The sequence below is a fragment of the Haloarcula sp. K1 genome (genome assembly GCF_001647155.1).
Lineage (GTDB): Archaea > Halobacteriota > Halobacteria > Halobacteriales > Haloarculaceae > Haloarcula > Haloarcula hispanica.
Map to the genome: position 1 here is coordinate 232,361 of NZ_LRHL01000003.1, position 12,781 is coordinate 245,141.

The window sequence follows — 12,781 nt, forward strand, 5'->3', positions numbered from 1 at the left end:
AGTTGAAACGCAGGACATCGAGACTCACGGTATCCCTGCTCATTGTTCCCGCGTGAGACCAGACCATTCGATCATGTTGTCTACCGGGTGGCCGTCGATACCGGAGACATCCGCCCGCCGGCCGAAGACGGACTCGTTGTAATACAGTGGGATGACCGCCCCGGTATCGACCACGCGCCGCTGGACTTCACCGTAGTAGTCCCGTTTCGCTTCCAGATTTTCTGCCCGATATCCCTGCTCGATGAGGCGGTCGACTTCTGGACCAGGATTGTAGATGCCGGTGCCGTCTTGCTTGTAGCGTTTCCGATTGTCACTGCCTTCGGAGTGGAACATTGCCCGAATAAGATAGTCACAGGCAGCGCTATTCGATCCGAAACCGACGAGCGTCAGGTTCGCTTCGCCCGCGGTGAACCTATCGTTGAACGATGCCGGATCGACCTGTCGAATCTCGCTTGTGACGCCTATCTCTTTGAACCAACCGGAAAGCGTCTGTGCGATCGTTCTATCGTCGGCATTTTTGCTATTGATCAGAACCGATAGCGTTTCGCCGTCGTATCTGGACGCCTCAACGAGGTCCCGTGCCCGATCTAGGTCTGGCCCGTAGGTCGGGAGTTCATCGTGAATTGACCATGGAATAGTAGACGAAATCGGTCCATATGCTGGCTTGCCAATATCGTTGAGAACATTCTCGACGATCTGGCTCTGGTCGACAGCCCAGTTGAGTGCCTTTCGAAGTTGCTCGTCATCGGTCGGCGACCGATACAGATTGACTGCGACGAGCCCAGCCTCAGGTGTGAGATAGGTGTCGATCCCTGTCTCCGAAGCCTCGACAAGCGCCGTAGCCCGGCTTTTCGGGATTTGTTGTGCGATATCGACTGAACCTTTTTCAAGAGACAGCACGCGCGTGTTGGGATCCTTGATCCACTCAAAAGTGAGTTCTGTGGGGGTAGCTGTCCCGTCTCGATAATCAGCAAACGGCGTAAGCGTGATTGACTGTCCTGCCGTGACTTCATCGACCTCAAACGGGCCTGTCCCAGTCGGCGTCTCGTTTTCATCAGGGTGTTGAATGCCGAAATACTGGTGTGAGATTGTGCCAGGAAACGCGGGGAAGGGGTCCGTTGTCTCGAACCGAACAGTGGTGTCATCTACTGCCGTGACGCCATCAGACGTGACACCAATCCAGCCCGGGACCCACGACCACTGCTCAAAAACACGGTCAAAGGAGCGGACAACCTCGTCGGCTGTCAGCGGGTCTCCGTTGTGGAATGTGACACCATTGCGTAGGGAAAACTCCCACGTCGTCTCGTCGACGGCCTCCCATTCTGTGGCAAGCAGCGGCGCGGTTTCCATCTCTGCTGTAGTGTCAACGAGCGGTTCAAACACATGCGTATAATACGGTGTGATACCGTTGTAGAGGTCCCATTTTTGCCGCGTTGGGTCCCGTGCCAACGCAACAGTAAATGAGTCCTTCGAATCAGCCTTTGAGCTACTACAGCCTGCAACCAGGCCAGCAGCTCCAGCCACAGCACCGCCCAGCAGTTCCCGTCTCGAACAGTGTTTAGGCATTAGCACTCACCTTGTTGCTGAGCGACATGAGGGCAGGACCAACACAGACAGAAGTATCTGATTCCATGCGGCTGCTTGCCGGGAAATATTGTATAAATCTCGACATCATATGATGGATACAAAGGGGAAGCCAGTAAATCAATTGTGGTTTAGTTAACTAAAAGGTAGTTGTATAATACCACACAGAGTATTTTCCAACCCCGAAGCATTCAATACAGTAATCTTTCAGAGAAGAGTTTCACAGTCCCTCTAAGAATGAACCACTCCCAAGCACCGGTTACACCCTTACATTGAGGATATCAGCGACTGCCATCATCAAATGACTACTGCTCACGCGTGTAGACACACCACCGTTTCCGGTGAAAACCACCAGACAGCAGTAGTGTTTACACTCGAAACACGGTGTGGTGAACCTGGGATGTGACCATGNNAGTTGTGCGTAGGCCCCGTCACCGTCAGTCGTGACACAGAACCGATTTGGCCTTGCCTCGCGAGGATTGCCGTCGTTCTCCTTCCACTCCTCCAGGGTGAACTCACGCGCCTTCAACTCGCTGTCAGCACCCTCAAAGACGGCCGCGACCGATGGCGTCCCATGGTTGTCAGCGACGTAGGCCACCGTGACAGCGTCGTAGTCGGCGTCAAGTTTCGTCCACCCATCGAGCGCTTCCGGCGGGTCCTCGGCGAACTGCTCGATCTCACGCTGGCTCAGTTCGGCTTCTGCGGCGTCGTACCACGCTTGTTTGATATCCTCGGCTTGGGACCGCTCGATCTCCTGAAGGACGTCGCTGTCGATACACTCTCTGGCCCACGCAAGCACGGTCTTGGCCTTCTTGTACCTCACCTCGGGTTCGCCGTCCAGCTGTCCGAAGTTCATCTCTTGGGGAGACATCAAGAGGACATGAGAGCGCCAGTAGCCGGAGTCAGCATCGCATTCCTCGTCAGCATTTGGAGCCCACGCCTCCATCGAGGTCCGGACTTCTTCGTGGTGCCCGAAGCCGGTTCGGACGCCGCCGGCACGTAGGATTCGCTCCGCGAGGTCGATGGTTCGCTCGCGCTCGTCAGCGGGCACTTCATCGGGGCGAGTGATGTCGGCGTAGAACGGCAAGCCGACTGTGCTGATGATCGTCTCTTTGTAGTTTGGAATAAGCAGCGGTTCATCGGCGAAGATCGGGTCGAACGGTGGTTCGGCTGTCGGCAACATACTGGAAAGCCTCCAGCCACCGAGGCAGCACAAAATCGCGCTGGGTCGAAGTTCGATCTAGAGGGACTGGTCGGCAGTGTCGCCGTGGTTCGCTTCCAGGGCTTCCCAGTCAGTCATCGCGTCGTATTCTGGTCGAACCTCGCCGTCTGAGAGCATATCGTCGACGAAGGCTTGGACTTGTTCGTCGATAGAAGCGTTCTGTAGGTCGCGCTCCCGAGCGATAAACTGGATACCACAGAACGAGCGTCCGTCTGCTGCGAGCTGCCAGAGCAGAAGCTTTCGGTTCTGGTGGGTTGCGAGTTCGGTCAGCAATGCGTCGTCTGGTGGGTTGGACATCGTGTGGAGCCGCCGGCTGCGAGGGCTGCACAAAACGAACATTGTGGGCAATAGCTCAATCGCCTACATGATGTATTAGAACAAACAAGATGCCTGAGTTCGGTTAGATAAACAGATCTCTCATGTGGTACAGGGTGTGTGACCTGAATAATTTCAGCTGCGATGTTATCTTTGATCTGTCTCTTTTCAGGAAAGTCTCCAGATGAGATTTCCAACGCAAACACGCTACGCAGGCGGCGTAGTTCAACTTTGATAGTGTCTTGCTGTATCGGCCGTAGAGAAGTGGGACCCCCCGGTTTTCACGAGAGTTAATATCGGCCAGTGAACCGGCATTTTGTTGCCCACCCCCCACATTTCACGAGAGTTTAAGAATAGCAGCTCCTAACTCATGAAATGTGGGGTGTAGTTGAGCAGAGCAAGTCATCAATTGTGTAGTAACTCAGAGAAAGCACGGAGTCTAGACAGTGAGTGGAGAGGGATTGATGGTCTCTCAGGGAATCAAATACAGAGCAGCGCGACCGTAGACTCCTATGGATATAACCTACTAGCGATGGATATTGTTTGTTGACGACGATAACTGACCATGAGAAGTTGAGGTCTCCTTTCTGCCTTGCTGAATAGAAGAGACAGGTAGATATCTCCCCCGCCCCCCATATTTCATGAGAGTTGCTATAGGGGAGGGGAGGGAAGAAATAATGTCTGACGCTTCTTGCTGAGTTTCCACTAGAGAATTAAACTGAACCTAACGTATTACGGATGCTGTTTTGACCCACTTATATTAAATCTTCTTCTCATTCAGAGTTTCATTTTGCCCTCTCTTCCCCTCCTCTCCAACGATACTCTCGTGAAATCTGGGGGGCGGGGGTTGGTGCACCGTCTTATTGAGCGCGACACAGAACTTGAGCAGTACCAGAGTGCGCTCAAACCTGTGATTAACGGTGCGCCGCCGAAAAACCTATTTTCATATGGCCAGACTGGAGTCGGAAAGACACTATCCTTGAGGATGGTCGTTGAACGACTGATCGAGGATCAGCAAAATATCGACGGTGTCGACGTTCAAGTAATTGAGCTAAATTGCAAATCGCTGAACAGCAGTTACCAGGTGGCTGCAAACCTCATTAATCAATTTCGTCCGGCAACCGAGCAAATCAAACCGACCGGGTATCCGAGCGGAATGATCTACAATATGTTGTTCGATGAGCTGGAAGCACTCGATGCAACACATTGCTTGATCGTACTTGATGAAATTGATGCCATTGGGAATGATGACGACATCCTGTATAAGCTTCCACGGGCGAACGATAACGAGAACGTTGAAGATACACTGGTTGGGGTAATCGGTATCTCGAATGACTTCACGTTCCGCGATAACCTCTCAGCGCGTGTGAAGGACAGTCTCGCTGACGAAGAGATCCATTTTCCACCGTATGATGCGAACGAACTCGGGAACATCTTGAAACAGCGTGCTGGTGAGGCGTTTCACGATACTTCGGCTCAGCGACTTGATGATGGCAGTTATGAGTTACAGTCTGACATTTTGGCGGGCGATGTGATTCCGTTGTGTGCAGCGTTTGCCGCACAAGACTCTGGAAGTGCCCGACAGGCGCTGAAGCGATTGTATAAGGCTGGAGATCTGGCACGAGATAAGGAGTCCGATGTCATCACCGAAGCGCATGTGCGACAGGCAGACGAGATTGTTGAGCGCGATAAAGTTCGCGACGAATTAACTCGCTTGCCAACACAGAGCAAACTGACTCTCTACTCCCTATTACTGTTGGAGCGGGAGGATGAAACGCCGTCCAAGCGTAACCGAATTTACGAGCGGTATGTAATGGCTGCAAAGCGTATCGATGCGGATGTGCGGACTGACAGAACGATTCATGACCGGTTGTCACAGTTGACGTTGAAAGGGTTCCTAGACGTAGACGAACAGAATAAGGGCCCCAAAGGCGGCTCATACTATGAGTACGAATTTTCGATTCGCGCGGATTTGGCACAGGAAGTACTTCAAGAGGACGAGCGGTTAGCGGAGTTGTTTGCTACAGATGAGACATCGACGACGCTAGACTCGTTCTGATTCTGTCGTGATCCGGATTAACCAACAACAAGATCGGCTACAATTGGCTGTTGGTTAAGACTCCTTTTGAAGTAATAATGTCCATCGAATGCAGGCGTTTTCGATTGTTCACTCGCCCTCTGTGTTGATGACTGTCTCTTGCCCACCGGCCAATTTCTCATCCACGAAAGCCGAGCAACCGAAGGCCGTTTAGCGAGACGAGAACCGTTGACCCCTCGTGTCCGACTACGGCAAGCGGGAGCGGGATTCCACGGAGGAGGATCGTACCGACCATGAGTGCAATCGCGCCGAAGGCGATGGCGAGATTGATGGTGAGTGTTCGGCGAGTCCTGCGGCCGAGGCCGAGTACGTAGGGAATCTTGCTGAGATCATCGCCCATCAGTACCACATCAGCAGTATCGAGCGCGACATCAGTCCCTGCACCCCCCATCGCGATGCCGAGGGTCGCTGTGGCGAGGGCTGGGGCATCGTTAACACCGTCACCGACCATCGCTACGTTCTCGTGTTGTTCGACCAGCTCTTCGATAGTCGCCACTTTCTCTTCCGGTAGCAGTTCCGCCTGGACTTCGTCGATGCCGACCTCGTCGGCAATGCGCTGTGCGACGCGCTCGTTATCGCCCGTCAGCATGACGATATGCTCCACGCCGAGCGATCGGAGCTTGTCGATCATCTCGGCCGCGTCAGGGCGAACGGTATCGGTGAACGCAAGCCACCCCAAGACGCTGATGTCGACGTGACTCTCTCGGGCAACGAGGACGCTCGTTTTTCCCTCTTCCTCTAAGGTTTCGAGCCGGCTGAGGCCGGGTTTGAGACCGTCGACTGATTCGTCTCCGAGAACTGTCTGGAAGTAGCTTCGGTTCCCGATATGGATGGTTTCCTCGCCGACGTCAGCTCGAACCCCCTTCCCGGCTACCGACTGAAACCGTGCGGCGTCGGGTGTGTCGAGTGATCGTTCGTCTGCCGCCGCCACGGTCGCACGAGCGAGATGATGCTCCGAGCGGGCCTGCACTGCGGCCGCGAGCGAGAGAAGCGAGTCCTCGGTTAGTGTCTCGTCCCCCGCACTATCACGGACGAATACGTCGGTCAACTGCGTGTCGCCCTGTGTGAGTGTGCCGGTCTTGTCGAAGGCGACTGCGTCGATATTCGCTGCTGTCTCGACGTGTTCGCCTCCCTTGAACAGCACGCCCTGCCTGCCACCGGAGGCGATTGCTGAGAGGACTGCCGCGGGCGTCGAGATGATGACCGCACACGGCGAGGCGGCGACCATGAGCGTCATCGCGCGGTAGAACGTCCCCGTGAACTCACTTCCGAGCGCGAGTGGAATTGCGATAGCTGCGATTGTGAGCCCGAACACCCCGAGGACGTACGGTTGTTCGAGCTGGTCGATGAGCCGCTGTGTCGGGGCTTTCTCGCTCTGGGCTTCTTCGACCATGGTGATAAGGCGGCTGATCGCCGATTCGTGGGCCTGCCGAGTGACTTCGATTTCAAGGCTCCCGCTCTCGTTGATCGTGCCGCCGAACACCTCGTCGTCGGGTTCCTTCGGTACCGGGACGGATTCGCCGGTGAGCGAGGCCTGGTCGACCGTTCCCTCGCCGGACGTGACGACGCCGTCGAGTGCAATCTTGTCACCGGGGCGGACGACGAACACGTCACCGACATCGACGTCATCGATGGGTACTGTGACCTCCTCACCGTCACGAAGGACCTGCGCTTCGTCCGGTCGCATCTCGACGAGCGACTTGATCGCCCGCCGCGAGCGGCCGATTGCGTAGTGTTGGAGCGTGTTCGACAGCGAGAACAGGAAGAGAAGCATCGCACCCTCGAAGGGTGCTCCGATCGAGAGCGCCCCGAGCGCGGCGACGATCATCAACAGGTCGATGTCGACCGCACGGTGGCGGAGCGTCTCGATGGCCCCTTTGAGTCCGTACCACCCGCCGAAGACGTACGCGACGCCGTAGCCGCCCCACATGAGGAGTGGCGGGCCATTAAGCCATCCTGTCGCGAGGCCGGTTACCATCCCGAGCAAGGTTAGACCGACAAATACGGCCTCCTGCCTGAGTTCCGAGCGTGTGGTCACCTCGTCGGGGGCCGTGTCGCGCTCGTTCTCGATCGAGACGTTGCGGTCGCGGACCGCTTCTCGAAGTTGCACCCCCGAGGTGACGCTCTCGTCGTAGGTGATTCGAACGTTCCCCGTTCGGAACGAGACGTCGACATCGTGGACACCGGGTGTGTCTCCAAGGTAGCGTTCGAGAGCGCGCGCACCCCCTTCGCCGCGACCGCCTCGTCGTTCGATCTGGATGGTACAGGTCGATAGCGGAGGCGACTCAGTAACGGTCACGCGATCTCCCTATGTACTGTACTATGGTTTTGTATTGTCGGTCTGTCATTGTGTTTCTGTCTGACTGCGTACGAAGCGGGTGTTTCACACGGTGGATTCTCGTCTGCCCCCCGGTCCGAATGCTTCAGCTGATGATCGTTACCGGGATTCGCGCTCGGCGGGTAACTGTCTCGGCAACGCTCCCGAGAAGTGCACGGTCGATTCCTGAGCGGCCGTGGCTGCCCATGACGATCTGATTGACATCGTGGTCGTCAGCGTATTCGAGGATTGCTCGTGCCGGTTTTCCGACTTCCGTGACGGTAACGAGTTCGGTATCACGTTCCGCCGCGAGGTCCGTGGCCGTCGCGTGGATTCTGGTTGCTCGTTCTTTGGCATTGTCGTACCAGTCCTCGGCAACTGGTAAGCCGCCAGCCTCCACATCGATAACGGAGTCGAGAGGATTGATAACGTAAATCGAGGTGATGGGCGCGTCCGGGAAGGTCTCGATAGCGTATGTGAGCGCCCGCTCTGAAAGCGGGGAGCCGTCGAAGGCGATGAGAACGTTGACAGGCATGAGAAACTATTTGATGCTGAATTGAAATGAATGTACTGCTCAGTGGGTTGTGCGACGACGATTCGTCTTGGAGCGTTCAGATGAATCGGGTTGGGGAGCATCACTCGTTCGGATTCGACGGTTGAACGCCAATCGTTTTGACAACCTGCTCCCTCGATTTGGTTGTATCGACCTCCGAGTAGTTCACACTCGAAGCGTCCATCGCCTGAAGCATGCCACTCGCGCAACTCCTCGAACAGTACGTCAGTCTCGGTATCTTCGTCCTCGCTGGGGGCCTCAGCGTCCTCAGCCTCCTCGCGTGGCGCCGAGAACGTGATCGTCGCATGCGAATCGTCAGTTCCGGTATCAAACTCTGTTGGTAGTGTCTCACTGTCACCACGCAAGAACGTTTTGAGGCCTTGTTCGACGCGGCCCTGGTGAATATCGAACACCCCGCCGGTTCGGTCGTTGTATTCGATTCCACGGCGAACGATTCGGACAACGTGTTCGTTCCTGACTTCTCCTTCACGGTTGAGCTGGTTGACGGCACTCGCCGCATCGAAGGTGTTCAGCTGGGCTTCGAGTGATTCAGCCGTTTTTCGGGCCGCAGTTGCCCCAGCCTCGGCCCGAACGCCCATCGCCTGAATCCGAAACGTCGTGTCACAACACTCGAACTCGCGGTAGGTGTTCCCGAACCGTTCATAGACCGATGCGAGCGGACCCGTCGTCTCAGTCACTCTTCCCCAGCGACACCAGCTGTGAGGAGCGCACCGACGGGAGTGAATGCGACGAGTTTGTTCTTCGGGATAGGAACGCGCATAATTAGCTACCCCTCTGTTTAGAACCGCTATCTTCGGCGTGGCGGTCGTTGCATTCTGCCATTGCAGATAGAGGGTTGAGACAGGCTTAGTAAGGCGTTCGCGTCCAACCATCGAATTTTCGCACGGCTATCGAATCGATTCAGAGCGCGAGGTGGATTCTGAGTATGTATGTGACTTCGTTATCGAGCAACTGGCACTACTGGCAATCCCCTGTTTGCCCTGCGTACGGAATGAAGCGTACTGGATCTGGCGCGCTATCGATCTCCTCGTCCAAGCCGGATTGACTGGCGAGTATGAGCACTCACCGGTGATTACAGCGGACAACACGCTGACGCTACTGAAGAAGGAAACCGGGATCGGGTAGTGAGGTACTCTGTTCGGGTTAGCGCGCCGTCTGAGTGGCTACGCTGCTGGAAGTCTAGAAAATTTGTCCATATGGATGGGTGTGTGACAAGAATGGCCGCTTGGAGAGCCATTTGGGCAGTTTCCGCTGACCGAATCGGTCAAATTCACGCTTCACAGCCCTGCTAAACTCGCTGTAGTCTCAACATCACAACTGAGCCAGAAGTTGAGACCGGTGCTCTCAATGTATATGCTCTGAGCGACACAGTAGTTACCTCAACGTACTATCATCTGTCAATATCGGGCGTTCTGCATGAACTGGAATGAATTTGTGCCTAACCTGTGGCCGATTTCGGCAATCGACTAAGTCAGATCCCCGGCCAGTACGATCTGTATGTCATCGGGTATCTCTCGGAAAGCGTTTCTTCGCGCAACTGGGGTCGCACTTGCTGCGACTATCGCAGGGTGCAATAGCACAACCGACAACAGCGGACCGAACACCAATACACAGTCCGCTTCTGAGGCCTCTCCGCAATCTGAACAACAGAATGACGACTCTCCGACGTTCGGTAATTTCTACGTCGGCAACGCAAACACAAGCAGTAGTACGGTCATCGACGGACGTGCTGAAGTCGTATATACACAGCCCGAAACAGCCACCGACAAGTCACCCGTCGTAATGGTGCCCGGCCTTGGGTTGTCACCGTACATTTACCGGACGACACCTGACGGTCGACGCGGCTGGGTGGAGTACTTTGCCGAAGCTGGCCATCCAGTGTATGTATTTAACCCGCCTCGAAACGTCGATTCAGGTGGCTTAGACACTGCTGCCCTCCAGAACTCTGACTCTGCGTCACTCTCCCGGTGGTCTATCGATCGAGCCTGGCCGACGTGGGGGTTCGGACCTGAAGCCGGTGACCCATACGAGGACGTTCGATACCCGGTCGAGTCGGTCGACCAACTCGTTGCGTCATTCCCCGCATACGTTAGCACTGGTGGCGGAGGTGGCGGTAGACAAAGTGGAAGCCAGACGGGTGGACGTGGCAGCGACCAGAACTCCACACCTGCGGATTCCACTGAGACCACAGCTGGAACCCAGACTGGGTCGACTACTGGAGGTGGCGGTGGGAGCCGGTTCACACCATCCCAAGAGACTGCCGCCCTAGAGGCGCTTCTCGATCGTGTTGGTCCGGCAGTGCTGCTCGTTCACTCAGCGGGCGGTAGTTCCGGATTCACGGTTGCACAAGCTGTGCCAGACCTCGTTGAACGGATCATCGCAGTTGAGCCGGTCGGTGCGCCGACTGACCCGCAAACTGTAGCGGAGATGGGTGGTGATGCACCGTTTATGGGTGTGTATGGCGATTATGTCGACGAGCGCGGACAGACTGGTCGCAAGGAAGCGACCCAGACAACTGCAGAGTTCGCAGGAGAGACAAGTCCCGCATCGACGCTACTTAGCCTTCCGGATGAAGGGATATCCGGAAATACACATCTCATGATGCAAGACGACAATAACGGTGAAATCGCTGATCGAATTGTCTCCTGGATCAGTGACTAATTCGGGGTATAGTATCGTTCGGACCGAGACAGAATGTATTTGCACCGACCAAATGAATACTCAATAGATGCGGCAGTTGCTCTGGTGGCTCATTGGTGGGTCTCGTGGAGGCCGCAATCGGCTTCGTATCCTCCGCGCACTCAACGACCAGCCACGAAACACCAACCAATTGTCGAATGACCTAGATTTGAACTACAAAACAGTGCAGCACCACCTCGAAGTCCTCGAAGAGAGCAATATCGTGACCACGGAGGGCGACAATTACGGGCAGATGTACTTTCTCTCAGACCGAATGATGAACAACCTCGACATCATGGAAGACGTGGCGGAACAGGCCGGAGTTGATGATGATTCGTAACTGGATCAAGAGTCCACTTGGAACGACAGTAGCGAGTGCGACTGCCGCGAGTGGTATCGCACTCTTAGTCGCACTCTTCACATCAGTTCCATCCCATGGCCCTCCGTCGAGGGCGCTGTCCTCCCAAGTTGAACTGCTCATTCGGATGGAGGTTTTCTTTACAACCCTAAACCTCGTGTTACTGGTGGCACTCGCAGCCATCTACATGCAGCTTTATCGCGACCTTCCGAACAAGTACACAGCAAGCCTGCTTGTGCTAAGCCTCGCACTGCTCCTATACGCGGGTACGTCAAATCCAGTAGTACACAATGTCTTCGGCTTCCGACCTCGCCCAAACATCGGCGCGTTCGTGTTTCTCCCGGACTTCTTTATCGGACTTGCCATTTTAGTTCTTCTCTATCAGAGCCAGACCTGAGTTCGCACCAATTTTTCAGATCTATGAGAAGGATTTCATAGACTGATTTCGTTCACCGATTAGACGGACTCTCTCGAAGTCGGTGTCACCGGTCGCCTCTGCAGTTCGGGCAGCGGTATGGCGGACGACTGCTCGGACGTCGGGTTGTTTCAAATAAATAATGCTCTTGGGTAAGCGATTGTTGGTGGCGTCATAGCGCTGTTTCAAGGATGATTTTGAGCGCTTCGTCGCCGGGTTTTCGGCGGACGCATTTTCGAAGCAGTAACGCTCTGAGACAGGGTGTGAGGATGAACTCGAAAAGAACCAACTCTACGGGGGTATGCAAGAACTCACGACACAGGGACACGCTGTCTTGTGTGCGCTTGCATATCAACAGGCGCTTGACGAAGTTCCTATCCGTTCTCGTGACCTTTACGACCGGTACCTCAAAATTTGCGACCGGCTCGACGCCGATAGCGTCAGCGAACGGCGTGTCCGTGACCATCTATCGGATATGAATATGCTGCAAGCAAATCTTTCGAATTACTGAATCACGCTTTCACCAATAGCTTCGGAAATGGTGGTGTGTAGCTCCGGAAACAGTGGTGTGTTTCGGTATGTCTTCACATGAACTAACGGTGTATTGCAGGACTGGTAGCTCTCTCTTGGACTATGACCACTCGCTCAGGGTCGTATCTCGAGTTTCTGTAATGTGGCTGGATGTCCGTCCGGTCAAATCCAAGTGATGAGAGAACGCTCTCAGCAGTTCGAATGAGTTGTATCTGGTAGTAGTTCGGGTCGTAAAACGCAACATCTTCATGAGCCAGCGTAACCCGATCTCGCGAGGATTTCTCATCGTCGCCAGCTATGTGCTCAATATACTACTTGAATGACATGATTGTTGTATTGGATTAGACAATGTGGCTATTTCTCTAGTGTGTATGCGACACATGTTCTGTGTGGTGCCTAAACACGGTGGATTCGAGACCGTCCATTTATATACTCCCCTCCCATCGGATGTAATGCGAAGGTCGCGCCGGGCAGCGCTCTCGGAACGACACCCCAACGCCACCGTCGTGGTGGCCTGGGTCACTCGCTTAGAACGCGAGGCCACTGAGGCTTTGTGTTCGTGTATGAGGATTCCACCCCTGCGGTCCGCCGTTAAGATGGAATCTGATGTGAGCCCACGGACCCATGCAGTAGTCAACACTGGCGTAGGAACCAGTGTGTTAGCTTCCGACGGAGTGCAACCACTTCC

At 55.0% G+C, this 12,781-nt stretch carries 9 protein-coding genes and 4 pseudogenes; 6 read left to right on the forward strand and 7 right to left on the reverse strand.

All coding sequences use genetic code 11. From position 1 onward, the window contains the following. Nucleotides 1–39 precede the first annotated feature (39 nt). From AV929_RS01840 to AV929_RS01850, 3 genes and pseudogenes are all read right to left on the reverse strand, one after another. A complete protein-coding gene (locus AV929_RS01840) occupies nt 40–1,350 on the reverse strand; it encodes an ABC transporter substrate-binding protein (RefSeq protein ID WP_225308230.1) in 1,311 nt (436 codons plus the stop codon). A gap of 649 nt (nt 1,351–1,999) precedes the next feature. Beyond that, nucleotides 2,000–2,767: pseudogene (locus AV929_RS01845) on the reverse strand (hypothetical protein); the annotation flags it as partial. 57 nt (nt 2,768–2,824) lie between these two features. Next, on the reverse strand, nt 2,825–3,103 hold the full coding sequence (locus AV929_RS01850) for a hypothetical protein (RefSeq protein WP_064287218.1): 279 nt from the start codon (nt 3,101–3,103) through the stop codon (nt 2,825–2,827). Nucleotides 3,104–3,971: 868 nt separating this feature from the next. On the opposite strand from AV929_RS01850, the gene AV929_RS01855 reads away from it, so the two are divergent. Beyond that, entirely contained in the window at nt 3,972–5,180 is a 1,209-nt protein-coding gene (locus AV929_RS01855; RefSeq protein ID WP_014030565.1) for a Cdc6/Cdc18 family protein, read from the forward strand. A gap of 157 nt (nt 5,181–5,337) precedes the next feature. On the opposite strand, the gene AV929_RS01860 is transcribed toward AV929_RS01855, so the two are convergent. Continuing rightward, nucleotides 5,338–7,518 carry a cation-translocating P-type ATPase gene (locus AV929_RS01860; protein WP_064287219.1) on the reverse strand — a complete coding sequence of 727 codons (2,181 nt, stop codon included), beginning with the start codon at nt 7,516–7,518 and terminating at the stop codon, nt 5,338–5,340. 124 nt (nt 7,519–7,642) lie between these two features. After that, nucleotides 7,643–8,071 carry a universal stress protein gene (locus AV929_RS01865; RefSeq protein WP_050036494.1) on the reverse strand — a complete coding sequence of 143 codons (429 nt, stop codon included), beginning with the start codon at nt 8,069–8,071 and terminating at the stop codon, nt 7,643–7,645. 212 nt (nt 8,072–8,283) lie between these two features. On the opposite strand from AV929_RS01865, the gene AV929_RS21620 reads away from it, so the two are divergent. Then, complete coding sequence (locus AV929_RS21620; RefSeq protein WP_023842875.1) at nt 8,284–8,433, forward strand: hypothetical protein; 150 nt, start codon at nt 8,284–8,286, stop codon at nt 8,431–8,433. 93 nt (nt 8,434–8,526) lie between these two features. On the opposite strand, the pseudogene AV929_RS22900 reads toward AV929_RS21620, so the two are convergent. Continuing rightward, nucleotides 8,527–8,982 (reverse strand): annotated as a pseudogene (locus tag AV929_RS22900) (hypothetical protein); the annotation flags it as partial. A 1,480-nt stretch (nt 8,983–10,462) separates the two neighbouring features. On the opposite strand from AV929_RS22900, the gene AV929_RS22540 reads away from it, so the two are divergent. From AV929_RS22540 to AV929_RS01885, 3 genes are all read left to right on the forward strand, one after another. Continuing rightward, nucleotides 10,463–10,771, forward strand: coding sequence for a hypothetical protein (locus AV929_RS22540; protein ID WP_225306838.1), 309 nt, complete (start codon nt 10,463–10,465; stop codon nt 10,769–10,771). Between the two features lie 67 nt (nt 10,772–10,838). Further along, on the forward strand, nt 10,839–11,129 hold the full coding sequence (locus AV929_RS01880) for a winged helix-turn-helix domain-containing protein (protein WP_008308706.1): 291 nt from the start codon (nt 10,839–10,841) through the stop codon (nt 11,127–11,129). 184 nt (nt 11,130–11,313) lie between these two features. Then, nucleotides 11,314–11,544, forward strand: coding sequence for a hypothetical protein (locus AV929_RS01885; protein WP_014030570.1), 231 nt, complete (start codon nt 11,314–11,316; stop codon nt 11,542–11,544). A 190-nt stretch (nt 11,545–11,734) separates the two neighbouring features. Here AV929_RS01885 and AV929_RS21625 read toward each other — a convergent pair. Beyond that, nucleotides 11,735–11,830 (reverse strand): annotated as a pseudogene (locus AV929_RS21625) (IS1595 family transposase); the annotation flags it as partial. Here AV929_RS21625 and AV929_RS21180 point away from each other — a divergent pair. Continuing rightward, nucleotides 11,828–12,049: pseudogene (locus AV929_RS21180) on the forward strand (cell division control protein Cdc6); the annotation flags it as partial. The pseudogenes AV929_RS21625 and AV929_RS21180 overlap by 3 nt on opposite strands. Between the last annotated feature and the right edge of the window lie 732 nt (nt 12,050–12,781).